The 24,007-nt window shown below is 71.3% G+C and carries 19 protein-coding genes; 7 read left to right on the forward strand and 12 right to left on the reverse strand.

Features of this window, described 5'->3' with window-relative positions:
• Positions 1 to 2: 2 nt before the first annotated feature.
• Entirely contained in the window at positions 3 to 3,176 is a 3,174-nt protein-coding gene (gene ileS / locus ACIBVQ_RS03265; protein WP_399175279.1) for an isoleucine--tRNA ligase, read from the reverse strand.
• A gap of 472 nt (positions 3,177 to 3,648) precedes the next feature.
• Here ileS and ACIBVQ_RS03270 point away from each other — a divergent pair, with 472 nt between their 5' ends.
• Genes ACIBVQ_RS03270 through ACIBVQ_RS03280 form a run of 3 tightly spaced genes read left to right on the forward strand, consistent with a single transcriptional unit; the run spans position 3,649 to position 5,592 of the window.
• A complete protein-coding gene (locus ACIBVQ_RS03270; RefSeq protein WP_352009011.1) occupies positions 3,649 to 4,068 on the forward strand; it encodes a TraR/DksA C4-type zinc finger protein in 420 nt (139 codons plus the stop codon).
• Positions 4,032 to 4,667 (forward strand): signal peptidase II, encoded by a 636-nt coding sequence (lspA, locus tag ACIBVQ_RS03275; protein WP_362916537.1) that lies wholly within the window; start codon positions 4,032 to 4,034, stop codon positions 4,665 to 4,667. The genes ACIBVQ_RS03270 and lspA overlap by 37 nt, the downstream gene beginning before the upstream one ends.
• Complete coding sequence (locus ACIBVQ_RS03280) at positions 4,660 to 5,592, forward strand: RluA family pseudouridine synthase (RefSeq protein ID WP_352009460.1); 933 nt, start codon at positions 4,660 to 4,662, stop codon at positions 5,590 to 5,592. Before lspA ends, ACIBVQ_RS03280 begins: the two co-directional genes overlap by 8 nt.
• Positions 5,593 to 5,603: 11 nt before the next feature.
• Here the strand turns inward: ACIBVQ_RS03280 and ACIBVQ_RS03285 are convergent, their stop codons facing one another.
• The 6 genes from ACIBVQ_RS03285 to ACIBVQ_RS03310 all read right to left on the reverse strand — a co-directional run bounded on the left by ACIBVQ_RS03285 (position 5,604) and on the right by ACIBVQ_RS03310 (position 13,448).
• Complete coding sequence (locus tag ACIBVQ_RS03285) at positions 5,604 to 7,097, reverse strand: protein kinase (RefSeq protein ID WP_399175281.1); 1,494 nt, start codon at positions 7,095 to 7,097, stop codon at positions 5,604 to 5,606.
• A gap of 106 nt (positions 7,098 to 7,203) precedes the next feature.
• Positions 7,204 to 7,518: an AzlD domain-containing protein gene (locus ACIBVQ_RS03290; protein WP_362916533.1), complete on the reverse strand. Its 315-nt coding sequence runs from the start codon at positions 7,516 to 7,518 to the stop codon at positions 7,204 to 7,206.
• Positions 7,515 to 8,195 (reverse strand): AzlC family ABC transporter permease, encoded by a 681-nt coding sequence (locus tag ACIBVQ_RS03295; RefSeq protein ID WP_352009015.1) that lies wholly within the window; start codon positions 8,193 to 8,195, stop codon positions 7,515 to 7,517. Before ACIBVQ_RS03295 ends, ACIBVQ_RS03290 begins: the two co-directional genes overlap by 4 nt.
• 10 nt (positions 8,196 to 8,205) lie before the next feature.
• Positions 8,206 to 9,081: an AraC family transcriptional regulator gene (locus ACIBVQ_RS03300; protein WP_362916531.1), complete on the reverse strand. Its 876-nt coding sequence runs from the start codon at positions 9,079 to 9,081 to the stop codon at positions 8,206 to 8,208.
• A 50-nt stretch (positions 9,082 to 9,131) separates the two neighbouring features.
• Positions 9,132 to 11,255, reverse strand: coding sequence for a protein kinase (locus tag ACIBVQ_RS03305; protein ID WP_399175284.1), 2,124 nt, complete (start codon positions 11,253 to 11,255; stop codon positions 9,132 to 9,134).
• 51 nt (positions 11,256 to 11,306) lie between these two features.
• Positions 11,307 to 13,448, reverse strand: coding sequence for a protein kinase (locus ACIBVQ_RS03310; RefSeq protein WP_399175286.1), 2,142 nt, complete (start codon positions 13,446 to 13,448; stop codon positions 11,307 to 11,309).
• 332 nt (positions 13,449 to 13,780) lie between these two features.
• Here ACIBVQ_RS03310 and ACIBVQ_RS03315 point away from each other — a divergent pair, with 332 nt between their 5' ends.
• Positions 13,781 to 14,722: a chorismate mutase gene (locus ACIBVQ_RS03315; protein WP_399175288.1), complete on the forward strand. Its 942-nt coding sequence runs from the start codon at positions 13,781 to 13,783 to the stop codon at positions 14,720 to 14,722.
• A 7-nt stretch (positions 14,723 to 14,729) separates the two neighbouring features.
• Here ACIBVQ_RS03315 and ACIBVQ_RS03320 read toward each other — a convergent pair whose 3' ends face one another.
• The 3 genes from ACIBVQ_RS03320 to ACIBVQ_RS03330 all read right to left on the reverse strand — a co-directional run bounded on the left by ACIBVQ_RS03320 (position 14,730) and on the right by ACIBVQ_RS03330 (position 17,189).
• Positions 14,730 to 15,056 carry a PadR family transcriptional regulator gene (locus tag ACIBVQ_RS03320; RefSeq protein WP_399175290.1) on the reverse strand — a complete coding sequence of 109 codons (327 nt, stop codon included), beginning with the start codon at positions 15,054 to 15,056 and terminating at the stop codon, positions 14,730 to 14,732.
• Positions 15,057 to 15,080: 24 nt separating this feature from the next.
• Positions 15,081 to 16,460: an amino acid permease gene (locus ACIBVQ_RS03325; RefSeq protein WP_399175292.1), complete on the reverse strand. Its 1,380-nt coding sequence runs from the start codon at positions 16,458 to 16,460 to the stop codon at positions 15,081 to 15,083.
• Between the two features lie 144 nt (positions 16,461 to 16,604).
• Positions 16,605 to 17,189, reverse strand: a complete 585-nt coding sequence (locus ACIBVQ_RS03330) for a class IV adenylate cyclase (protein ID WP_399175295.1) — start codon at positions 17,187 to 17,189, stop codon at positions 16,605 to 16,607.
• 703 nt (positions 17,190 to 17,892) lie between these two features.
• Between ACIBVQ_RS03330 and ACIBVQ_RS03335 the strand changes: the two genes are divergently transcribed.
• Entirely contained in the window at positions 17,893 to 19,149 is a 1,257-nt protein-coding gene (locus ACIBVQ_RS03335; RefSeq protein ID WP_399175297.1) for a serine hydrolase domain-containing protein, read from the forward strand.
• Between the two features lie 41 nt (positions 19,150 to 19,190).
• Here ACIBVQ_RS03335 and ACIBVQ_RS03340 read toward each other — a convergent pair whose 3' ends face one another.
• Positions 19,191 to 21,527, reverse strand: coding sequence for a transglycosylase domain-containing protein (locus tag ACIBVQ_RS03340; protein WP_399175299.1), 2,337 nt, complete (start codon positions 21,525 to 21,527; stop codon positions 19,191 to 19,193).
• A 52-nt stretch (positions 21,528 to 21,579) separates the two neighbouring features.
• Positions 21,580 to 22,896, reverse strand: a complete 1,317-nt coding sequence (gene murA / locus ACIBVQ_RS03345; RefSeq protein WP_352009025.1) for a UDP-N-acetylglucosamine 1-carboxyvinyltransferase — start codon at positions 22,894 to 22,896, stop codon at positions 21,580 to 21,582.
• Positions 22,897 to 23,002: 106 nt separating this feature from the next.
• On the opposite strand from murA, the gene ACIBVQ_RS03350 reads away from it, so the two are divergent.
• Complete coding sequence (locus ACIBVQ_RS03350; RefSeq protein WP_362916514.1) at positions 23,003 to 23,554, forward strand: hypothetical protein; 552 nt, start codon at positions 23,003 to 23,005, stop codon at positions 23,552 to 23,554.
• A gap of 79 nt (positions 23,555 to 23,633) precedes the next feature.
• Positions 23,634 to 23,999 carry a hypothetical protein gene (locus ACIBVQ_RS03355; RefSeq protein WP_386189960.1) on the forward strand — a complete coding sequence of 122 codons (366 nt, stop codon included), beginning with the start codon at positions 23,634 to 23,636 and terminating at the stop codon, positions 23,997 to 23,999.
• Positions 24,000 to 24,007: the final 8 nt, after the last annotated feature.

A 24,007-nucleotide genomic window follows, 5' to 3' on the forward strand; every position in this document is an offset into this window, starting at 1 on the left:
GATCAGACGCTACGGCGGAGCTTGAAGGTCAACCCCAGGTCGGCGTCGTGGTGGACGGGGAGGTCCTCGGCGGTGCCCTCGGTGCCCTCGGTGAGGGAGTCGGCGAGGATCTCACCGGCGACCGTCGCGCCCTGGGCCCGCAGGGCCTCGGCCAGCTCGGCGTCGGCGGCCGACCACCACACCTCGATCCGGTCGGTGATGGCCAGACCGGTGGACTTGCGGGCGTCCTGGAACAGACGGATGGCGTCGCGGGTCAGGCCCGCCCGGCGCAGTTCGTCGGTGATGGCCAGGTCGAGCGCGACGGTCTCGCCGGTGCCGGTGCCGATCGCCCCGGTCTCCACCGCCCAGCCGGCCTTCGGCTGCTCGGTGACGATCACGTCCTCGGTCGTCAGCTCGACCGTGCCCAGCTCGCCGGCCTCGACCGTGACGGCCGATCCGGAGCGCAGCGCGCGGGCCAGCCCGGCCGCGTCGGCCGCGCCGACGGCCGAGGCGACCAGCTTGGTCTGCGAGCCGAACCGCTTGCCCAGGGCCCGGAAGTTGGGCTTGACGGTGAAGGAGACCAGATCGGCTCCGACGGCGCCGAGGTCCTCAAGCCGCTGCACGTTCAGCTCGTCGGCGATCAGGTCGCGCAGCTCCTGGGAGAGCGCGCCCCAGCCACGGGCCCCGACCAGCGCGCGGCCGAGGGGCTGGCGGGTCTTCACCCCACTGGAGGCCCGGGCCGAACGGCCCAGCTCGACCAGGCGGCGCACCAGAGCCATCTGCTCCGACAGCTCCCCGTCGAGCAGCTCCTCCTTCACCGCGGGCCAGGTGGCCAGGTGGACGGAGGAGGGGGCCCCGGCGTCGCGGAGCACGTCCCAGACGTAGTCGGTGACGAACGGCGTCACCGGTGCCATCAGGCGGGTGACGGTCTCCAGGCACTCGTACAGCGTGGCGAACGCCGAGGTGTCGCCGGACCAGAAACGGCGGCGCGAGCGGCGTACGTACCAGTTGGACAGGTCGTCGAGGAAGTCGGCCAGCCGCCGCCCGACCCTGGCGGTGTCGAACTCCTCCATCGACGCGGTGACCTCGGCCACCGTGCGGTGCAACTCGGCCAGCGCCCAGCGGTCGATCAGCGGGCGCTCGCCGTACGGCAGGGCCTCGGGGAGCTGGGACGGCGACCAGGACTCGGCGTTGGCGTAGAGGGTGAAGAAGGAGGCGGTGTTCCAGTAGGTCAGCAGGACCTTGCGGACGATCTCCTCAAGGGCGCCGTGCCCGACCCTCCGGGCGGCCCAGGGGGAGCCGGAGCAGGCCATGTACCAGCGCAGCGCGTCGGCGCCGTGCTTGTCCATCAGCGGGATGGGCTGCAGCACGTTGCCCAGGTGCTTGCTCATCTTGCGCCCGTCCTCGGCGAGGATGAGGCCCAGGCAGAGCACGTTCTCGTAGGACGACCTGCCGAAGACCAGCGTGCCGACCGCCATGAGCGAGTAGAACCAGCCACGCGTCTGGTCGGTCGCCTCGCAGATGAACTGCGCGGGGTAGGCCTGGGTGAGCATCTCCTCGTTGCGGTACGGCGCGCCCCACTGGGCGAAGGGCATGGAGCCCGAGTCGTACCAGGCGTCGATCACGTCCGGTACCCGGCGTGCCTCGGCCCCGCAGGTGGGGCAGGGCAGCGTCACGTCGTCCACGTAGGGGCGGTGCGGGTCGAGGGCGGAGACGTCCTGGCCCGCCAGTCTGCCGAGCTCCTCCATCGAGCCGACGCAGGTGATGTGGGAGTCGTCGGCCGAGCAGACCCACAGCGGCAGCGGCGTGCCCCAGTAACGTGACCGGGACAGCGCCCAGTCCACGTTGTTGCGCAGCCACTCGCCGAAGCGGCCCCACTTGATCGTCTCGGGGTACCAGTTGGTCTTCTCGTTCTCGGCGAGCATCTGGTCCTTGACCGCGGTGGTGCGGATGTACCACGCGGGCAGCGCGTAGTACAGCAGCGCGGTGTGGCAGCGCCAGCAGTGCGGGTAGCTGTGCTCGAAGTGATCGCCCCGGTACAGCAGGCCGCGTTCCCGCAGGTCGGCGGTCAGGCCCTCGTCGGCGTCCTTGAAGAACTGGCCGCCGACCTGGGGTACGTCGTCCAGGAAACGCCCGTCGGGGCCGATCGGGTTGACCACGGGCAGGCCGTACCGGTTGCAGGTGGTCATGTCGTCGGCGCCGAAGGCGGGCGCCTGGTGGACCAGGCCCGTGCCGTCCTCGGTGGTGACGTAGGTGCCGAGCACCACGTAGTGCGCGCCGGGGATGTCGACCAGGTCGAAGGGGCGTGAGTAGGTGGTGTGCTCAAGGTCGCCGCCCAGGAAGGAGGCCAGCACCTCGGCGCCCTCGCCCAAAGCCGCGGTCAGCAGCGGTTCGGCGACGACCAGCACCTCGTCGGAGCCCGCGGGGCGCGCCGCGACGTAGGTCACCTCGGGGTGCACGGCCACGGCGGTGTTGGACACCAGCGTCCACGGGGTGGTGGTCCAGATCAGCAGCGAGGCGCCGAGCTCGGCCAGCGGGCCGGAGGTCGCGGGCATGCGGACGTAGACCGACGGGCTGGTCACGGTCTCGTAGCCGCCGGGCTGGCCGAGTTCGTGGTCGGACAGGCCGGTGCCGCAGCGCGGGCAGTACGGCGTGATCCGGAAGGCGCGGCTGAGGAGGCCCTTGTCGAAGATGACCTTGAGCGACCACCAGACGGACTCCACGTAGGAGGGGTCCATCGTGCGGTAGGCCTGGGAGAGGTCGATCCAGTAGCCCATGCGCTCGGTCAGCTCTTCGAAGGCGTCCACGTGCCGCAGCACCGACTCGCGGCACTTGGCGTTGAACTCGGCGATGCCGTACGCCTCGATGTCCTTCTTGCCGGACAGGCCGAGTTCCTTCTCGATGCCGACTTCGACCGGCAGGCCGTGACAGTCCCAGCCGGCCTTGCGGGGCACGTTGTAGCCGAGCATGGAGCGGTAGCGGGGGAAGAGGTCCTTGAAGACGCGGGCCTCGACGTGGTGCACGCCGGGCATGCCGTTGGCGGTCGGCGGGCCCTCGTAGAAGACCCAGTTGGGGCCGTCGGCGTTCTGCTCGACCGAGCGCTCGAAGACCTTGCCGTCCCGCCAGCGGCCGAGCACCTCGTGTTCGAGCGCGGGCAGATCGACCTGCGCGGGAAGAGAGCGGAAATAGGCGGACATGACCGGGCTGGACCTCCACGCTGGTGCTGGCAGTGGCGTGGAGGGACGAGACCGTACGGCCCCGCGGTACCACCCTCCTTGACCTTCGCGAGAAGGCCCTCTTCCTTTGAGTCTGCTGCCGGTTCTACTGGGCGGCGCGTTCGCGCGGCCGTTCCTCCGGCGGCTCAGGGGTGATCTTCCCTCCGGGCATCGCCCCGGGCTCGCACCGTCCCCGGGTCGCTCGTGCGAGGGGCTCGGAGGTACTCGTCCCCATCAACGCCTTGCAGGCTCACACCCTAACGTACGTCCCCGCGCGAAACTTCCCGATTTTCTCCTGCGATGTCAAGGCGCGGGCGGAATCCGGTGAGGGGGACCGGATGTTACGGGAGTGGTAAACATCCCGGCGGGTCGTTTGCCGTTCCGTTATGGGGGACCTAAGCTGCCCGCACCGTTTACCACACCGGATACGGTCCGATCGAGCAAGGAGGCCGCCATGGCCGCGACCGTACGCGCGGACGAGAGCGCGGTAGCCCCGTCGGGGAACGGCGGCACCGTCACCTGGACGGCCGAGGAGCTCGCCGAGGTCCGCACGAGGCTGAGCGTGGAGATCGACGAGCTGAACGAGGAGATCCTCAAGGCCGAGAGCGAGATCGCCTCGGGTGACGTCACGGACGGAGCCGGAGACGATCAGGCGGACGCGGGCGCCCGGACGTATGAGCGGGAACGTGAGATCGCCCTTACCCTGAATTCGCGCGACCTGGTCGCGCAGAACGAACGGGCGATCGCCCGGATCGACGCAGGGACCTACGGAGTGTGCGAATCGTGCCACAAGCCGATCGGCAAGGAGCGCCTTCAGGCGTTCCCGAGGGCGACGCTGTGCGTGGCCTGCAAGCAGCGGGAGGAGCGGCGCTGACGGGAGAGGCCGCCGGCTCGCGGACGCCTCCGCCCAGGAGGCGGCGTGTCGCGCTGCTGGCGGCTCTCGCGGTGGTCGTCTACGGCCTTGACCTGGCGACGAAGACGGCCGTGCTGCGGACCCTGGAGGGCAAGGACCCGCTCGTACTGATCCCCGGGCTGCTGCAGTTCCGGGTGATCTTCAACGCGGGGGCCGCGTTCAGCATCGGCACCGGCATGACCATCGTCTTCACGATCATCGCGGCCGGCGTCGTGGTGGCCATCCTGCGTACCGCGCGCAAGCTGCGCAGCCTGCCGTGGGCCGTCACACTCGGCCTGATGCTCGGCGGGGCGCTGGGCAACCTGACCGACCGGCTCTTCCGTGCTCCCGGCGGGCTGCAGGGGCACGTCGTCGACTTCGTCGAGGTCTTCCCCAGCCATTTCCCGGTGTTCAACGTCGCGGACTCGGCGATCGTCTGCGGCGGGATCCTGGCGGTCTTCCTCGCCTGGCGGGGCTACCAGCTCGACGGCACGCGCGACGGCGGGCAGGAGACGGCGCCGGAGACCCACAAGGCCGAGGAAGGTTCCAAGGACAGGGCGGAGAGCAGGAATGATGGCTGAACAGCGGAGTCTTCCCGTCCCCGACGGGCTTGAGGGCGAACGCCTCGACGCGGCCCTGTCCCGGCTGTTCGGGCTGTCGCGCACCCGTGCGGCGGAGCTGATCGTCGACGGGGACGTGCTGGTCGACGGCTCGCCCGCGGCCAAGTCCGACCGGGTCCACGCCGGCGCGTGGCTGGACGTCACGCTCCCGCCTCCGCCGAGCGCGCCCACCCCGGTCGCCGAGCCGGTCCCCGGAATGACGATCGTCTACGAGGACGACGACATCGTCGTGGTCAACAAGCCGATCGGGGTGGCCGCCCACCCGACCACGGGCTGGACCGGGCCGACCGTGATCGGCGGCCTGCTCGGCACCGGGCACCGGGTCGCGACCAGCGGCGCCGCCGAACGTCAGGGCATCGTGCACCGCCTGGACGCCAACACCACCGGCGCGATGGTCGTGGCCAAGAGCGAGCACGCCTACTCACGGCTGAAGCGGGCCTTCAAGGAGCGCACCGTGGACAAGCGCTACCACACGCTGGTCCAGGGGCACCCCGACCCGCTGCGCGGCACCGTCGACGCGCCGATCGACCGCCACCCGGCGGGGGACGGCCGTTTCGCGGTCGTGGCGGGCGGCAAGGACTCGGTCACCCACTACGACACGATCGAGGCCTTCCGGGCCGCCTCGCTGCTCGACATCAAGCTGGAGACCGGGCGGACCCACCAGATCAGGGTCCACATGTCGGCGCTGCGCCATCCGTGCGTCGGCGACATGATGTACGGCGCCGACCCCACGCTGGCCGCGCGGCTCGGTGTCTCCCGCCAGTGGCTGCACGCCGTCTCCCTGGCCTTCGAACACCCTGTCACGGGCGAGTGGATGACCTTCACCACCGACTATCCCGACGATCTCGCGCACGCGTTGAAGGTCGTCGGCGAAGAGTCCCGGTAGCCAGGTAGGGGTCAGGAGAGCACGGCGAGGGCGTTCAGGGCGTCGCCCGGGGCCACCTCGCCCACCGGCTCCTGCTCCTGGTCGTCCTCGGGGGCAGGCTCCTGAGTGTCCTGGCCGCCTTCCTCGGGCGGACCGGCCTCCTGGCCCTCGTCCTCACCCTTGTCTGGTTTGTCATCTTTTAGGGGCTTTTCTTTCTTCGGGGGGGCGGGGGACTCGCTCGGCTTCGGCTTCTCGGTCCTTTCGGGCTTCTCCGGGCTCTGTGGGTTCTGTGGCTTCTCGGGCGGCGCCTCGGGGACGGTGCGGCGTTCGTCGCTCTCCTGCGTCCGCTCGGGGGCGGGGTCCTTCCTGGCCGGCAGCCGTGCCTGCTCCGGCTTCGTCGCGGGGGTGCGTCCGCTCGGAGAGACCCCGGCCGGGGTGACCGGTCCCCGGGTCGCCGGGGGAACGGAGTTCATGGCGACCCAGGCCGCCGCGCTCGCGGTGGCGGTGACCGCGAGCGCCGCCGCGGCCACGACCGCCGCCCCTCTCCGCCGTCTCCGGGGGGCAGGAGGGCCGGACGCGGCGGCCTGTCCGGTCACGGCCACGCCCGCGGGCCCGGCCACCGGTCCGGTCTCCGGCGGTGAGGACGGTGAGGGCGGTGAAGGCGGCGCGGGGACGGGCAGGTCGATCGGCATCGTCTCCTGCGGGGCGATTCCGTTCACGATGGAGCGCAGGCCGACCTGCACCTCCTCGGCGGACATCCGCTCGGCGGGGTCCTTGCGAAGCAGTCCGTGGATCACCGGCCCGAGCGGCCCGGAGAGCCGCATCGGGGCGGGTTCCTCGTGCATGACCGCGCTGAGGGTGGCCAGCGGGTGGGCGCGTTCGAAGGGGGAGCGTCCCTCGACCGCCACGTAGAGCGTCACCCCGAGTGACCACAGGTCGGAGGCGAACACCGCAGGTCCTCCGCCCGCCCGTTCCGGCGCGATGAACGCCGGGGTGCCGATCAGGGCGCCCGTCCTGGTGACGGAGGAGTCTCCTTCGAGCACCGCGATGCCGAAGTCGGTCAGCACGGCCCGGCCGTCCCTGGCCAGCAGCACGTTGTCCGGTTTGACGTCGCGGTGCAGCACACCCGCGTGACCGGCGGCCACCAGCGCCCCGAGCACGTCGAGCCCGACACGGGCCGCCCTGCAGGCGGGCAGCGGCCCGTCCTCACGGACCACCGCCCCGAGCGTCCTGGACTCGACGAGCTGCATGACGATCCACGGCCGTCCGCGCTCCTCGATCACGTCGTAGACCGTCGCGACGCCGGGATGGCCGATCCTGCCTGCGGCCCGCGCCTCCCTGAGCGTCCTGATCGTGAAGACCTCACGCTCCGGGCCGGTCAGGTCGGGAGAGGGGATGACCTCCTTGACCGCGACGTCACGGCCGAGTACCTCGTCCTTCGCCCGCCAGACCGTGCCCATTCCCCCGCGGCCGATGGGTGCGATCAGCCGGTAACGCGTGCCGATGACCTCTCCAGAGTCGGACATGGGCCTCGTCTACCCGTGATGTGTCCCGGTATTCAGGATGAACTACGCAGATCACCGCAATAGTCGGCGCCGGGGATCACCGTCACGCTCCGGGTACGGTTCCCGCTCAGCCGATCAGCCACCGCAGTGCCGCGGTGACGACGGCCGCGCCGGCGAGCACCACCAGGAAGGGCGCGCGCAGCAGCAGCGCGACGACGGCGGCGCCCAGCCCGGCGGTGCGCGGCCAGTCCAGATGCAGCGACTGACCGTGGGCGAACATCTGCACCGCGATCAGCGCGGCGAGCAGCGCGACCGGGACCAACGCGGCGAAACGCTGCACCCTGGGGTGGTCGAGCAGCCTGCGCGGCGCGGAGATTCCGGCCAGCTTCAGCGCGTAGCACCCCGCGCAGGTGGCGATCACGGCCCACCACACGGCACTCATCGGGGCCTCCTCAGGGTCACCGCGAGTACGGCGGTCGCGGCGATCAGCACGGGAACCCCGGGCGGGGCGAAGGGAGTCACGGCCAGTGCGATCGCGGCGCCCGTCCCCGCGACCAGTCGTAGCGCGCCGGTCTCCCGGCCGCCGCCGGTGAGCCTGGGCCACAGGATCGCCAGGAAGGTCGCGGGCCCGACCACGTCGAGGCCGAGCAGCGCGGGATCGGCCACCCAGGAGGTGCCCGCCGCGCCGAGCAGGGTGGTGAGGTTCCAGGTCAGGTAGAGGCTGGCGAACGTGACGAGGAAGCCCGTCCTGGCCGACTCCTCGTCGGGCTGGGCCAGGGCGACCGCCGTCGTCTCGTCGATCACGCCGTGGGCGGTGACGAACCTGGCACCGCCCCTGGCGCCGAGCACGTCGGCCATGCGCAGGCCGTACAGGCTGTTGCGGGCCCCCAGCAGCAGGGCGCCCGCGGTGCCCGCGACGAGGTTGCCGCCGCCCGCGATGACGCCCGCCAGGGCGAACTGTGAGGCTCCGGTGAAGGCGAACAGGCTCAGCACGCATGCCTGGGCGACGCTCAGCCCCGCGGTGACCGCGCTGGCGCCGAACGCGACGCCGGACAGCCCGACCGCGATCCCCACTCCCAGTCCGTCCCTTGTCGCTGAGGAACGAGTGGATATTTCCATGATGGTGAGGTTATGTGGAGTTTTCTGCCTCGGTCTTGTACGTTCCTGCACGTTGGTAGGCGACCGGGGGGACACCGACGACCCGCTTGAAATGCCTGGTCAGATGCGCCTGGTCGGTGAAACCGACGTCCGCGGCGACCTGGGCCGCGGGTACCCCGGCGTCGAGCAGGCCACGCGCCCGGCTGACCCGCAGCGTGTTCAGGTAGGCGTGCGGCGGCAGCCCGGTGACCGCCTTGAAGGCCCTGATCAGCCCGAACGGCTTCGCCTTCACGGCCAGCGCCAGGTCCTCGATCGTGGGCGGATCGATGAGCCTCTCGTGCAGGATCTCCCGCGCGAGCCGTACGGCCAGGTCGTTGCCGACGGAGCGCGTCTCCGGCGGACGCCGGGCGGCGTGCAGGCGCAGCAGCGTGCCGAAGGCCGTACGGGCCAGCGTCGAGGAGGCCAGGCTGTCGCCGCGCTCGGCGGCGTCGTGCGCCCTCCTGAGCAGCGCGGCACCACGCGCGCTGGAGACGACGGGTTCGGGGAAGTACGGCGTGCCCCGCCCGGCGAGCAGCTCCTCGGCGATCCCGGACAGGACCTCGACGGAGGGGTAGAGCATCCGGTACGCCCAGCCGTCCGGCTCACCCGCGTGACCGTTGTGCGCCTGGTCGGGGTCGACCAGCACCACGCTTCCCGCGCCCGCGCGGTGCCGGGCGCCCCGATAGTCGAACTCCTCGATCCCGGTCAGGATCACCCCGATCGCGTAGCCCGCGTGGGCGTGCCGGGTGAACCGATGGGTCACGTATCTCGCCTTGAGCAGATCGACCCCGGGCAGCGCCGGATTGCGCCAGAAGCGTGCCGCCTCCAGGCTTCCGCTCCCCGGCTCCAGCCCCGTCTCCGTCTCCAAGGACCGCGGTCGTGTCTCCAGTGGTGTCTCCCGGCCCGACCCCCGGCCGGTCACGGACGGAAGGTCTCGGTGAACCTGTCGAAGAACGCCCGGTCCCACTCGGACTCAGGACTCTCCCAGTAGATCGCGTAAGGACGGCCCGTGATCGTGTGGAACCCCCGGTCCAGGACGTGTGTCCGGACGCCGTTCTTCAGGTAGGTGAACTCCCAGTCGGCCGCCTCCACACCACGGTATCGCAGCGGGGTTATGCCGATGCGTTCGTAGCCCGGCCAGAGCTTCTTGACCACGCGGTCCTTCTCAAGGTTCTCCCAGTGTTTGACCGGGTCCTTCTCCGGATCGGCGGTCGACTCGATCCACAGCAGGGCGGACGAGCCGGGCCTCCTGAACTCCACCCGGTCACGCCCGGAGAAGCGCTTGCTCGTCCAGCCGCGCGGCAGGGCCATGGTGAAGCCCATCACCGGGTCCTTGTAGTACTGCCAGCCCTCGGGCAGCCTGGACGGGCGCACCGTTGGGGAGGCGGTGGGGGACGGGCGCGGGCTCTTCGACGGCTTGGCGGACGGAATCGACGGGGCGGAGGTGGCGGGGGGCGTCGGGGTCGCGGTCCGGCCGGCGCCGAAGTTGTCCGCCAGCAGCCACCCTCCGGCGCCGAACCCCGCGACCAGTACCGGTATCCCCACGATCAGAACCGCCCGTCGTACGGCCGGCCGTCGCGGGGACGCCTGCGAGCCGGGCGCGGCACGCCTGCCCCGCCGTCTGCCGGGCCCCTGGTAGGCCGGTTCGGTGCCGTGGGGGAGGCCGGGAAGGGGGCCGCCGAACGGGTTTTCGGGCAGCGGGTGTCCGCCCTGGCCGTGCGAGGACGGATCGCCGGGATGAGCCTGGCCACCCGGGTGATAGGCCTGGAAGGGGTCGTTGGGGTAGGACGGCCGCCCGACCCGGGTCGCGTCGTCACGGTAGGGGGAATGTGCCGGATCTCCCGGATATGGCGCCTGCCCGGCGGACGACGGGTCGCCGTGAGAGGCCCCGGCCTGGCCGGTGTGCCACGAGGCCGCCTGTCCCGGTCCCACCGGCTGCCCGGCCGGCTGCCCGGTCCACGGGGAGGCGTCCCACGGGGCCGCGCCCGGCCGCGTTCCCGGCTGGGGTCCTGGTTGCGGCATCGGTTGCGGGCCGGGCTGGGGTGCCGCCTGCCGCCAGGGCTCGCCGCCGTGGCGAGGATCGGCTGTGTGCCCTCCCGTGTACGGGCCCTCGTTCGGGTGGGGGAAGGCGTCGTTGCCGGTGTGGGGCGCCTCCGCCGTGTGGGGGCGGCCGTGCCGGGGGGCCGGGCCCGCCTGGGGAGGGCGGTCGTCCGTACCCGCCGCGCCCCCCGGGGCCTCGGTGCAGGCGCGGGTGAGCAGCGCCTCGGCCGCGTCGGCGGTCAGCCGGGCCGCGGGCTCCCTGGCCATCAGGCCGAGGATCGCCGAGACGAGGGAGCCGGTGTGCGACATGGGGCTCGGCTCGCCGTTCAGGACCGCCATCATGGTCGCCGCGGCCGTCGGCCGTTCGAACGGCGGACGTCCCTCAAGCGCCGCGTACAGCGTCGCCCCCAGCGACCACAGGTCCGACTCGGGGGTGGCGGGCATGCCGTGCAGCCGCTCCGGGGGCAGGAAGGCCGGGGTGCCGACCATCCCCCCGGTGCGGGTGATCCCGGTCTCCTGGGTCATCGAGGCGATGCCGAAGTCGGTCAGCACCACCCGGCCGTCATCGGCGAGCAGCACGTTCTCCGGCTTGACGTCCCGGTGCAGCACCCCGGCCGTGTGCGCGGCCCGCAGCGCGCCGAGCACCTGCAGCCCGACCTCGGCGACCCGCGACGGGGGCAGCGGCCCACCCCGGCGCACCACCTCGCCCATGGAGCGCGAACGGACCAGCTGCATGACGATCCAGGGTCTGCCCTCCTCCTCGACCACGTCGTGCACGATGATCACAGAGGGGTGGTCGAGCCGTCCGGCGCTCCTGGCCTCCCGGATCGTCCGCCGGTTCAGGTCGGCCCGCGCGGCCTCGTCGATCCCGCGGTAACGAACCTCCTTGACCGCCACGACCCGGTCGAGAAGCTCGTCGTGGGAACGCCAGACGACGCCCATCCCGCCTTCGCCGATGGGTTCGAGCAGGCGGTACCGGCCCGCGACCTTCCGTTCGGTCATTCTCTCCAGCCCCTCCCAAACCCACGCATCGTAGCCGGTCGGGAGGCTCGCCTACTTTTTCGAGGAGAAGGTCTCCGTGAATCCCCTGAAGAGGGCGAGGTTCTTGTCCCACTCGTCGGCCATGGTGTGCCAGTAGATGGCGTAACCCCTGCCGCCCTCGGTCACGAAGCCCCGGTCGATCACCCGCGCCTTACCGGCGCTCGTGTCCCAGGTGAACTCCCAGTCGGCGGCCTTCTTCATGTAGTCGACCTTCTCGATCCGGATGCGCTTGTAACCGTTGAAGTTGCCCCTGCTGTAGCGCTCCTGGTCCTCCCAGTCCTTCTTCGGGTCGGAGTTGGGAGTGTTGGTGTACTCGATCAGCAGGTAGCTCACCCGGTCGGGGCCGCGGAACCACACCGAAGGGCCGGAGCGCCTGTCGACGTCCCACCCCTTGGGCAGGCCGACGGAGAACCCGTTGGAGTCCTTGTGCGTGCGCCAGCCCTCGGGAAGCCCGGAGTCCTTCTCCTTGTCTTCCTTCTTGTCGTCCTCATCGTCTTCGTCGTCCTTGGTGGGACTCTCGACGGGGCTGGGACTCGCGCTCTGGGAGGGGGAGTGTTCGGAGATCGGCTCGGTGGTCGTCTCCGCGGGCCGGTCGGCCGCCCCCACGGTCTCACTCGACTCACTCGTCCTGGGCTCCGGCAGCCCGACCTCCCTGCCGTAGCGCATTCCGAGATAACCCGCGACGAGCACGATGATCACCAGTACGGGCACCAGCAGCAGCGACCACCGCCGCAGCGGTGGCATGGAGTCCCAGCTCCAGGAGGGCTTCCCCGCCCCGGAGGGCGACGTGGGGAAGAACTCCGCCGCCGAGGGCGGCGGAGTGACGGGCGGAACGGCGGGGGGAGCGGAGGAGGGCTCGGGCCGCGAGACGGGGACCGGCGGCCGTACCGGTGCGGGCTCACGTCTGGCCGAGGGCTTGGAGAGCGGCGGCTGAGCCACCTTCCCGGCCTGGGCACGCGGCGGCGCCGGAGTCGCGGAAACCGGCTTCGCGGCGGGCTTCGGCGTGACCTTCCGCGTCGCGGCGGCCTGCTGGGCCTGCTGCGAAGCCTTCGGCACGGCCTGCCGCGGGGCCTTCTGGGCGGGTTCGGCGGCCGGTTTCCGCGCTCCCTGCGCGGCGGCTCCCTGTCCCGTGCCGGATGGCCGGTCCCTGCGCGCCTGCGTCGGAGGCTCCTCCGCGGGGGAGGCCGGGGCGGGCGCGGCGGAGCCCAGCTTCAGCCCCGTCGCGGGCACCCCCTCCGGGCGGTACCGGATGTCCGGATCGGTCTCGGCACCCGCCTCACCCGCGACGGCGGGCATGACGGTCGTCCTCGCGGGCTGCCGCCGTTCCTGAGGCCCCTCGGCCACCTGGCGCAGCAGCCGGGCCGCCTCGTCGTAGGACATCCGCAGCTCGGGGTCCTTGCGCAGCAGCCCCTCAAGCACGGGCGCCAGGGGCCCGGCGTGGACGGGGGGCTCCGGCTCGTCGTTCAGCACCGCGTGCATGGTCGGCAGCGCCCCGCCCCGATCGTGCGGGGGCTTGCCCTCCACGGCGGCGTACAGCGTCGCCCCGAGGGACCACAGGTCTGACTCGCGTTGCGCGGTGCCGGTCTTGATCCGCTCCGGCGGGATGAACGCGGGCGTGCCCGCGATCCCCGTCATGGTCAGCGCGGTCTCCGTCTCCAGAGTCGCGATGCCGAAGTCGGTCAGGACCACCCGGCCGTCGTCGGCCAGCAGCACGTTCTCCGGCTTGACGTCCCGGTGCAGCACCCCCTGGGCGTGGGCGGCGCGCAGCGCCTCAAGCACCTGCGACCCGATCTCCGCCACCCGCCGGTACGGCAGCGGCCCCTCCTGGCGCAGCACCTTGCCGAGCGAGCGGGACTCGACCAGCTGCATGACGATCCAGGGCCTGCCGTCCTCCTCGACCACGTCGTGGACGACGACCACGTTCGGGTGCGTCAGCCGTCCCGCCGCCCTGGCCTCCCGCTTGGTGCGGCGGTTGAAGTCCTCCTGGCTGTCCTCGCCGAGCATGTCGGCGTAGCGGACCTCCTTGACGGCGACCTCACGGTCGAGGAACTCGTCGTGCGCCCGCCAGACGATGCCCATGCCACCACGGCCGATGGGTTCGAGCAGGTGGTAACGGGAGGCGACGCGACGTCCCTCAGGCTGTGCTTCGGCCATCGATCGCACCTCCCCCTCTCTTGGCCCCTTTCCGGAACCACCGAATACTCTCATAGGCCGAGGAGGGTGATCGACTCTCCGGAGATCTGGATCTCCCTCCCCCCCCCTGCAGCCCCCTGGCCTGCGAGTGGCGCCTGGGGCGAGGATGCCCTATCGTCGTTTTCATGACGTTCTACTTCGTGTTTACCGAGCCGGCTCCGGGGAGCCGGTCGTGACAGCGTGACGTAGCGACCGTTCGGAGCCGGCACCAGGCAGAGACAAGGTCTCTGCCTTTTTTGTTTCTTACGATTCGCCGGCCCGGGGATGCGTGCCGGCTGAGCATGGGAGCCGAGATGTCGTTGACCGCAGACCTGGAGCGAAACCTGGAACGCGGAGCCGTACGGGTGGGGACGCTCAGCGTGGGAGCGGGACCGGCCGTGGTGATCGGCGGAGAGGGTGCCGACGCCCGCTGGATCAGCCTGCGCGACCACCACGGGCGGGTGCCCGCGGCCCAGACCGTGGCCGAGGCACGCGCCGGGTGGTCCGGGCCGCTGCTGGTCGAGCCCTTCTCCGCGGCCGATCTGCCGGAGATCGCGGCCCACGCCGACGGGATCGTGATCGGTGCGGCATGGATGCAGGACTTCCAGCTGGTCAGGGCGGTGGCCAGACTCGGGCTCCCGGTGCTCGTGCAGCGGGGGCCCGCCGCGACCCTCCAGGAGTGGCTGGCCATCGCCGACTACTGCGTGGCCGAGGGCAACGACCAGGTGGTGCTGTGCGAGAGCGGCAGCCGTACGCACCAGGCGGACACGACCCTGGACCTGGCCCTGATGCGGGCGGCGCGGCGGACTTCGGGCCGCCCGGTGCTGGTCGGCCTCGGAGAGGACCCCTCGCTGGCCGCGGCGGCGGTCGCCGCGGGGGCCGACGGCCTCCTGCTCGACCCCGGCGCTCCGGAACAGGCCGCCCTGGACGCCGGGGAGGTCGCGCGGATCGTCGGCGTGGTCGTCCGCAGGGAGACGCCGCGCTCGGTGCCCGAGGCGCGTGGCGCCATCGACCGGGTGGACGCCGTCCTGGCCGTCCTGCTGGAACGGCGCGCCGAGCTGGCGGGGACCATCCAGCGGCTCAAGCCCGTCGGCGGCTTCGCGGGGCGCGACATGGACCGTGAGCGCCGTCTCGTCGCCGAGATGGCCCGCCGCGCCCCCACCCTCGGTGAGGAGCGCCTGGCCCCCATCATGAACGCCGTCATCGAGGCGGGGCTCCACCTCGCCGAGGAACGCGCCGGGACGCGCCGGGACTGACCGGGACTCACGGCTCAGGCGTGGGACGGAGGGCGAGACGGCGGCGGGCGGTCGCGGTGAGGCGGATCAGGCGGGCGGTCTCCTCGGTGAGGATCTCGCGGCCGCGCTCCGTCAGGTCGTAGTAACGGCGGTGACGGCCGTCGACGACCTCCTCGCCCGCCATGGTCACCAGACCGTCCGTGGCCAGCCGGTCCAGGGCGCCGTACAGCGTGCCCGCGCCGAGTCGTACCCGTTCCTCGGACAGTTCCCGCACCGTCTTGGTCACGCCGTATCCGTGCAGAGGCCCCTGTGAGAGGGCCAGCAGGATCAGATAGCTCTGCTCGCGTAAGCCCACGGTCGATATATATCGTGCAACGTACTATTGATCAAGAGGTGTTCCGGTGGAACGGCGCGAGCCGACGATCCGCCACCCGGCGGCGATCCCGGCGACCAGCAGCGGGACGCAGAAGAAGGCCACCCGCTGGTCGTCGTCGGCGAACGGCATCAGCAGCACCACCAGGCCGAGGAAGGCCAGACTGCCCCAGCCCGTGTACGGCGCGCCCGGCATCCGGAAGGAGGGGCGCACGAGCAGGCCCTTCCCGGCCGCCTCACGCAGGCGGATCTGGCACAGCAGCAGGGTCCCCCAGGTGGTGACGACGCCGAGGGAGGCGACCGCGGTCGCGATGTTGAAGGCGCGCTCCGGAACGAAGTAGTAGAGGACGACCCCGGCCACGAACACGCTCGCCGTGATGAGGATGCCCCCGTAGGGGACGTGGCGGGAGCCGATCCGGCCCGCGAACGCCGGGGCCTCGCCCTTGACGGCCATGGCCCGCAGGATGCGTCCCGTGGAGTACAGGCCGGAGTTGCACGACGACAGGGCCGCGGTGATCACGATGAGGTTCATGACGTCGGCGGCCCAGGGGGCGCCGAGAGCGGCGAAGACCGTCACGAACGGCGACTGGCCGGGGCCGTACGCGGTCCACGGCAGGACCATGGCCAGCAGCAGCACCGAGCCGACGTAGAAGATCGCGATCCGCCAGATCACACCGTTGATCGCCCTCGGGATGACCTGTCTGGCGTTCTTCGTCTCACCGGCGGCGATGCCGACCAGCTCGATCGCGGAGTAGGCGAAGATCACCGACTGCATGCTCATCAGGACCACGGGGAAGCCGTTGGGGAAGAAGCCCTTGTGCGCGACGAGGTTGCCCAGGCCCGCGGTGCCGCCGCCCAGCGAGGTGCCGAAGGCGACCAGGGCCAGGCCGACGACCAGGAAGGCGCAGATGGCCAGGACCTTGAGCATGGCGAACCAGAACTCGAGCTCGCCGAAGAGTCGTACCGACAGCAGGTTGACGATCAGCACGGACGCCAGCGCGATGAGCGCGGTGAGCCAGCGGGGGAAGTGCGGGGCCCACAGTCCCACGTAGGTGGAGATGGCGGTCAGTTCGGCGATGCCGGTGAAGGCCCAGTTGACCCAGTACATCCAGCCACTGGCGAAGGCGGCCCACGGGCCCAGGAAGTCGCCTGCGTACTCGACGAACGACCCGGAGGACGGTTTGTAGAGCACCAGTTCGCCCAGGGCCCGCATGACGAAGAAGGCCACGAGCCCGCAGGCGGCGTACGACAGCACAAGGGCGGGACCGGCCGCCTGCAGCCGCCCGCCCGCCCCGAGGAAGAGGCCGACGCCGATCGCGCCGCCGATCGCGATCATCTGCACCTGGCGATTGCCGAGCGCGTGGACGTAGCCCTCGTCCGTCTTCATGGGTCCCCCCGCCAGTCACCAGGAAACGACGTTACGGACAGTATCCAATCGTCGCTCAGGGTGTTCGCGCCGGGTGCCCCGAAGGCCGGAGAAGGACGCCGGCCTCCCCTCGCTCTCACGTTCTGCGCGAGGGTTTCCGGGAGGTCAGTCTTTCGCGGAGGGCCCGGCGCTCTCCTGCCGGTCCTCCGGGGAGAACAGGAGGGTGGGCTCGGAGAGGATGTCCCGGCCCGTCTCGCTGCGGTAGATCACGTCGACACTGCCGAAACGGGCCGTGGAGTAGTCGAATCCGAGCAGGGCCGAGGCCTGGCGGACCGCGGCCTCGTCCGGCCCCTCGACCTCGACGAAGGTCGGCAGGCCGGGCCAGGTGTCGATGTCGAAGACGACGTCGCCGAGTTTCCACTCCTCCCGGTAGTTCTCCTGGTAGCGGGCCTCCCGGAGGCCGAGACGCCGCAGGATCTCGGCCATGGCCCGCGCGTCGCCCACCTCGGTCTCGACCTCGACGGTGCCGTCGATGACGGTGGCGTCCGTGACCTGCTTGAGCGTGAGGGTCGAACGGCCCCCCTCGTCGCGCAGCCGGAGCCACTGGCCGTCGCCGAAGACGTCGCTCTCGAAGATCTTCCTGGTCAGGAGGGTGCGGGGGAACACCTGGACGGCCCCCAGGGAGATCAGCCTGGTCCGGAGGCCGGCGACTTCGACGGACAGGAACGTGGCCTCGTACTCGTGCTTCATGGTCTCTTTCCTCCGGTGCCGGTCGTCCGGACGCGCGGGTCCCTGCGGTAGGCGGTCTGATGGGGCTCGCCCGGGGAACCCGTCCGTTCTCAAGATCAGCAGGATCTCACGGCCATGGGAGGGCGGAGCGACTCCAGACCGGGTGCCGGACGTCGCGTGAATCCGATGGTCCCGGCGGTTTCCTCTGGCTCTCCTGGCTCTCCTGGCCGGAGGTAAACGGTGAAGTACGGGGCGGGGCCGTGTCACCACGTATACGTGTTTTCCTTTTCCCGTCGTGCACCGATTGCACGGTGGGAGTCTTCGATTTTGACCGGGCGGAATATCCGGGAGGAGAAAGCGGATTCTGCCCTCGCGGCTTCTCTGGCTTCGAGGAGAGGCCGCCGCTCGGTGCGCGGTCCCGGACGCCGTGGGAGGTGCGCATCGCCGCCCGCGCCGACGATGCGGGGCCACCCGTGGTGAACCGGTGACCGGCCACGAGGCCGGTGGCATCCGTTTCGCCCGCCACGGCATTCGGCCAGACACGCGACGAGTCGCGGGCGGACCGGTACGCGGTCGTTCGGCGGCGATTGTCATTCCTGAGAACGAACGTCAATTCGTCCAGAAAGGGGAGGCCCCGGGGCGGTGATTTTGTGATCGTGATGAGGTCGTGTTCCCGGTTCCGAGGAGATGGCGAATGGCGGCCTTCATGAGGCGTCGTGGGGTTGTGATCGTTGGGCTTGGGCTGAGCGCCGCGCTCGTGGCGGGCGCCGCCCTGCCCGCGCAGGCGGCGGGGCCGCCGGAGCCCGGCCCGGTGGCGCCGCAGGGTCTCGACCGCGAGGGACTGGAGGCGACCCTCAACGCGGTCCGTGACGCGGGCATGTACGGCCTCTACTCCAGCGTCCGGAACGGCAGGCAGGCGTGGGACGGGGCGGCCGGGGTCGCCGACGTGGAAACCGGCAGACCGGTACGGCCGGGCATGCGCCACCGGGTCGGCAGCATCACCAAGACCTTCACCGCGGTCGCGATCCTCCAGCAGGCCGGGAAGGGGCGCCTCGACCTGGACGCGCCCGTCGCGCGTCATCTGCCGAGGCTGCTTCCCGCCGACCTCGGGCGGAGGGTCACGGTGCGGATGCTGCTCAACCACACCAGTGGCATCGGCGACTACGTCCTGGGCGCCTTCCCCTCCCTGGCCCAGGGGTCGGCCGCGAGCCTGGACGAGGGGCGCTTCCGTTCCATCGCGCCGGCGGAACTGGTGAGGCTCGGCCTGCAGGCCCAGCCGACGGGGGAGCCCGGGGAGCGCTGGTCCTACTCCAACACGAACTACGTCATCGCGGGGCTGTTGCTGGAGGCGGTGACCGGCGAACCGGCGCAGCGGTACATCACCCGTGAGGTCATCCACAGGGCCGGGCTGCGCGAGACCTCCTTCCCCCGCACGCCGGTGATCCCCGGGCCGCACTCCAAGGCCTACGAGTCGCTCTACGGGCTCATCGACCCGCCGCGTGACTACAGCGTCTACGACATGTCGTGGGCGTACACCGCGGGCGCCGTCGTCTCGACGACCGGCGACCTCGACCGGTTCTACCGGGCGCTGCTCGAAGGCAGGCTGCTGCCCAAGGCCCAGCTCGCCCAGATGCAGACCACGGTGCCCGTCACCGACGGTCAGGGCAACGTCCTGGTGAACTACGGTCTGGGCGTCTACGCCCAGGATCTGCCCTGCGGCCGGTTCTGGGGCCACGACGGAGGGGTCTTCGGCATGGGCACCTTCTCCCTGTCCAGCCAGGACGGCCGCCGCCAGATCTCCCTCGGGATCAACCTGATGAAGTACCAGCGCCTCGACGCCCAGGGGATTCCGCAGCAGCATCCGATCGACCAGGCGCTCGGTGATCACATGCTGCGGGCGCTGTGCGGTCCCGGTGCCGCCCTGGCCCGCGGAACGGCCCTGGTGCCCTTCCCGACCCAGCAGGTCCTGGTCAAGAGGTAGGCCTTCGGGGCCGTCCCGTGCGGGGGCGGCCCCGGGGCCCCTCAGCGGGCCCGGTGGCCGGGACCGGGCCGGTGATGTCGCTGCCGCCGGTGCGGCTGTTGCTGCCGCTGCTGGTGGCGGGGTTTCCTCCAGTGGGCCCTGCCGCCCCGGTAGCCGTGGTCGGCGCCGAGGCTGTGCCGTTCGTCCGGCTCCCCGGCGTCCTGCCCGTCCGCCCCGCCGTCCCCGTCACCGCCCCCGTTCCGGCCGTCGCGTTTCTTCTCGGCCTCCAGCAGTTTGTCCATGCCCGGGGTGTATCCACCACCGAAGCGTGACATGTCCGGGTGGTGGAAGGAGGACGCCTCGACGTCGCGCAGGGCGGCCTCCATGGAGGAGACCCAGATGGGGCCCGGCAGGGAGGCGCCCTGCACCTGCCCGTAGTACTCGCCGCCGATCGTCACGTCACGCAGCGGGTAGCGGTAGGCGCCCCTGATGTCGCCGACACTGACCGCGGCGGCCAGGTCGGGGGTGTATCCGGCGAACCAGGCGGAGGTGTAGCCGTTGTTCGTGCCGGTCTTGCCCGCCGCGTCGCGCCCGATGTCCTGCCCCGTCATGGTTCCCTTGCTGAACACCCCGGACAGCACGTGGTTGACCGCGTCGGCCACGTCACGCTCGATCGCCTGCACACAGCTCGGCGGCACCGGGACGTGCGTGCCGTCCCGTTCGACGATGTCGACGATCGCCATCGGCCTGCAGTAACGGCCCCGCGCGCCGAACGCGGCGAACGCCGCCGCGACCGTCACCGGGTCCATCTCGTTGACCCCGAGCGTGAAGGTCGGCACCTCGCGCAGCGGCGTGCCGTCGGCGCGGACCACGCCGAGCGCCTTGGCGGTCTTGACCACCTGGCACAGGCCGACCCGGCGCTCCAGCATCATGTAGAAGATGTTCACCGACTTCCAGGTGCCCGTCGAGATGCTCTGCGGCCCACCGCTGCCCTCGCCACTGGCGTTGAAGATCTGGCTGTGCGGGTCGTTCACCCGGTGTCCCCGGCAGTCGAAGTAGCCCCCCGAGGGCACGAACCTGCCCGGTGTCATGAAGCCGTCGTCGAAGCGCCAGCCCCTGGCCAGGGCGGTCGCCAGGGTGAACGCCTTGAAGGTCGACCCCGCCTGGAAGCCCTGCCCGCCGCCGTGCGCCATGTCCGCGGGGAGGTTGTAGGTGGTGCTCGGGCCGTTCTTGGCGTTGCCCGAGTTGACGCCGTACCTCTTGCTGGCCGTCATCGCCCTGATCCGGCCGGTTCCCGGCTCGACCATGGCCTCCGCGGCGACCTCGGTGTCCTTCGGCGAGACGTGGGAGGAGACGGCGCGCTGCGCGGCCCGCTGGGCCGTCGGGTCGAGGGTGGTGCGCAGCACGATGCCGCCCCTGGCCAGCAGCCGTTCCCGCGCGGCCCTGGTGGGGCCGAAGGCGGGGTTGGTCACCAGTTCCTTGTGGACGTAGAGGCAGAAGTAGGGGTAGGCGCTCCCGGCGCATCCGCCGGGCTCGGGCCGCATGCGGATGTCCAGCGGGGTGCGTTTGACCGCCTCGGCCTGCGCCACCGGGATGTCGCCGAGCTGGGCCATCCGGTCGAGCACGATGTCCCTGCGCTCCCGCAGGCGGTGCCTGCGCTGCGGACCGAGAGAGGGGTCGGTCGAGTACGGCGTCCGCACCGCCCCCGCCAGCGTCGCCGCCTGCTTCAGGGTCAGGTCGGCGGCCGAGACGGAGAAGAACCGCTGGGCGGCCGCCTCGACCCCGAAGGCCCCGGCGCCGAAGTAGGCGATGTTGAGATAGCGCTCCAGGATCTCCGCCTTGGAGTACTTGTCCTCCATGGCCAGCGCGTAGCGCAGCTCGGTGATCTTACGTCTGAGGCTCGGCTCGCGGGCCCTGTCCCGTTCGGCGTCGGTCTCGGCGCTCTCGACCAGGATGTTCTTGACCAGCTGCTGGGTGAGGGAGGAGCCGCCCTGCCGTACGCCGCCCGCCTGGGTGTTGGTCACCAGGGCCCGCAGGGTCCCCTTGATGTCCAGGCCCGCGTGCTCGTAGAAGCGGGAGTCCTCGATCGCCACGATCGCCTGGCGCATGGCCGGGGCGACCTGGTCGAGCTTAACGATCTTCCGGTTCTCCGTGTAGAACTGGGCGAACTGCTTGCCGTTCCTGTCCAGGAGGATCGTCCGCTCGGGGAGCGGGTCCTCCCTCGGGCTGGGGGGCAGGTCGATGAACAGGTGTGTGACCGTGTTGGTGGTGATGCCCGCGCCGCCGACCGCCGGCAGGGCGATGGCCGCGACCAGGAGCCCGCCGAGCACGCCGCAGGCCGTCAGACCCCACAGGCACCCGGCGAGCCCGCGTCTCACCTCGGATGATCGAAATGTCACAGACAGTAACGTGCGGCCGGACGGGCTGGGGCAAACGCCCGGCCGTGAATCTTTACCCTTCCCCGACCGCTTCCCTGCTGACCTGCAGACCCAGGGAGGCGAACTGCTCGAACGGGCGGTGGTAGCCCCGCTCGATGTGGTGCACGCCGCGTAGCGTCGAGGTGCCCTCGGCCGCCGCGGCGGCCAGCACGGCGGAGAAGCCGGCCCTGATGTCGGGCAGCGTCACGTCGGCGCCGCGCAGCTTCGACACGCCCCGCACGACCGCGGAGTGCTTGGCGTTGGTGTCGTGGTAACGGCAGGCGGGGCCGCCGAGGCACACGTCGAAGACCTCGATCTCGCAGCCCATCCGCTGCAGCGCGGGCACGTAGACCAGCCGGTTCTCGAAGACCGTCTCGTGCAGCACGGACATGCCCTGGGCCTGGGTGAACAGCACCATCAGCGGCGTCTGCCAGTCGGTCATGAACCCCGGGTGCGTGTCGGTCTGCACCGCGGCGGCCCGCAGCCCCTCGGGGGCCGAGGCCGAGACGTAGTCGTCGGTGATGTCCATCTCCGCGCCCATCCTGGCGAGGGTGGTGATGGCCGTCACCAGGCGGTCCTGCGGGCAGCCGTGCACCCTGACCTCGCCACCGGTGATCAGGCCCGCGGCGAGGTAGGAGAAGGCCTCGATCCGGTCGCCGTTCAGCCAGGTCGAGGCGCCGCGCAGCCGCTTGACGCCCTCGATGACGATGCGCCGGTCCGGGCTGAGCTCGATGCGCGCGCCCATCCGCTGCAGGAACAGGGCGAGCTCCACCACCTCGGGCTCCATGGCGGCGCCCTTGAGGACGGTCTTGCCCTCGGCGAGCACCGCCGACATCAGGATCGTCTCGGTGGCGCCCACACTGGGATAGGGAAGCTCGATCCGGGTGCCGCGCAGCCTCCTGGCCTTGGCGTAGACCCCGGTGTCGCTCACCTCGACCTCGGCGCCCATCGCGCGCAGCGCCTCGACGTGGAAGTCCACGGGCCTGCGCCCGATCGGGTCGCCGCCGACCAGCGGTACGAACGCCTCGCCGGCCAGGTGCAGCAATGGGCCGAGCATCAGGATGGGGATGCGGTTGAGGCCGGTGAACGCCGCGGGGACGTGCGGGTTGATCCGCTCTCCCCGGGCGACCCTGATCTCCCTGGGCGTGATCTCGACGTCGATGCCGAGCGCCCGTAGCATCTGCGCGGTGATGCCGACCTCACCCACGTCGGGGGCGTTGTGAATCGTGCTCTCCCCGGCGCCGAGCATCGCGGCGACCATGTGCTTGGACACGGCGTTCTTGGAGCCGCGGACCTCGACGTCGCCGCGGAGCGGTCCGGAAGGCTCGATCAGCCACACCTCTTCGTTCACCCGGACAGCGTAACGGGATTCGCCCTGACTCTCCGGGAACACGACCCGGGATCGGTAACATCGGGCACATCAGCACAGACATCAGTACAGCGGGTAGGGGGAGACTTTGCGGCATGCGCGCGACTTCGCCGTCACCGTACTGGCCCTGGGGATCCTCGGGGTGGTGGCAGGTGTCCTGTGGTCGACGCTCGCGCCGCGCCCGCCGTACGTGATGACCGGGCAGGGCCCGCTGCTGGCGGATCCCTCCACCCAGGCGCTGATCGCCGACGACGGCCTGTTCGCGGCCGTCACCGGCGTGATCGGGCTGGCCTGCGGCGCCGTCGGCTACAGCCTGTCGCGCCGGGGCAGGCCGCTGGCGATCGTCCTCGGCCTGGCGGCGGGGGGCCTGCTGGGGTCCTACCTCGCGAGCCTCACCGGAGGGGCCGTCAACCTGGCCCCGGCGGCCGACGTCGTGGCCTCCGGCACCTCCGTCTCCCTGTTCCCCGGCCCGCTCGCCCTGACCGCCACCGGAGTCATGTTCGCCTGGCCCACACTGGCGGTCGGCCTGTTCTTCGTGCTTGAGGGCATCGCGGGCTACCGTGACTCGCCGCTGCGCACGCCGTTCGGCGGCCGGGACCCCTACGGCCCGCTGTCCGGCTACGACATCAGCGGGCACTGACGATCATCCGGGCGGGGGAGGCGGGATCACCCTCGCGGCGGGTTCGGCCGTCCTGGGCGCCGCACTACGTTCCTCTGCCATGACGACGGCGAGACGTATGTGGTTCGGAGCGGCCCTGGTGGCCGTGGCCCTGGTCCTGGCGGGACTGAGCACCCTGGCGTTCCTGCGGGCGGGCGAGACGGGGGAGCGGCTCGACGGGCATCGGCAGAAGGTGTCCGACCTGCTCGCCGAGGCGGAGACCGTCAAGGAGAAGGACCAGAGGCGATACGACGAGCTGACGGCGGAGGCGGAGCGCTACCTCGGCTTCGCCGGGACCGACGACGAGGAGCACCGCTCCCAGTTCACCTCCGCCGCGCTCCTGGGCGCCGGGGCCTCCGCGAGCCTGGCCGGATGCCTCATCCTGTTCCTCGTGCGCACGCGTGCTCCGAGGCCCCGGGGGGCCTGAGGGGTCGT

The sequence above is a fragment of the Streptosporangium sp. NPDC049376 genome (genome assembly GCF_044466505.1).
GTDB lineage: Bacteria > Actinomycetota > Actinomycetes > Streptosporangiales > Streptosporangiaceae > Streptosporangium.

Excerpts from the sequence above, each read along its gene's own strand:
- ACIBVQ_RS03295 (WP_352009015.1), bottom strand. The coding sequence starts at position 8,195 with ATGGAAATATCCACTCGTTCCTCAGCGACAAGGGACGGACTGGGAGTG.
- ACIBVQ_RS03355 (WP_386189960.1), top strand. The coding sequence starts at position 23,634 with ATGACGACGGCGAGACGTATGTGGTTCGGAGCGGCCCTGGTGGCCGTG.
- ACIBVQ_RS03315 (WP_399175288.1), top strand. The coding sequence starts at position 13,781 with ATGTCGTTGACCGCAGACCTGGAGCGAAACCTGGAACGCGGAGCCGTA.
- ACIBVQ_RS03325 (WP_399175292.1), bottom strand. The coding sequence starts at position 16,460 with ATGAAGACGGACGAGGGCTACGTCCACGCGCTCGGCAATCGCCAGGTG.
- ACIBVQ_RS03290 (WP_362916533.1), bottom strand. The coding sequence starts at position 7,518 with ATGAGTGCCGTGTGGTGGGCCGTGATCGCCACCTGCGCGGGGTGCTAC.
- ACIBVQ_RS03285 (WP_399175281.1), bottom strand. The coding sequence starts at position 7,097 with ATGTCCGACTCTGGAGAGGTCATCGGCACGCGTTACCGGCTGATCGCA.
- ACIBVQ_RS03280 (WP_352009460.1), top strand. The coding sequence starts at position 4,660 with ATGGCTGAACAGCGGAGTCTTCCCGTCCCCGACGGGCTTGAGGGCGAA.
- ileS (WP_399175279.1), bottom strand. The coding sequence starts at position 3,176 with ATGTCCGCCTATTTCCGCTCTCTTCCCGCGCAGGTCGATCTGCCCGCG.
- ACIBVQ_RS03310 (WP_399175286.1), bottom strand. The coding sequence starts at position 13,448 with ATGGCCGAAGCACAGCCTGAGGGACGTCGCGTCGCCTCCCGTTACCAC.
- ACIBVQ_RS03305 (WP_399175284.1), bottom strand. The coding sequence starts at position 11,255 with ATGACCGAACGGAAGGTCGCGGGCCGGTACCGCCTGCTCGAACCCATC.
- ACIBVQ_RS03270 (WP_352009011.1), top strand. The coding sequence starts at position 3,649 with ATGGCCGCGACCGTACGCGCGGACGAGAGCGCGGTAGCCCCGTCGGGG.
- ACIBVQ_RS03330 (WP_399175295.1), bottom strand. The coding sequence starts at position 17,189 with ATGAAGCACGAGTACGAGGCCACGTTCCTGTCCGTCGAAGTCGCCGGC.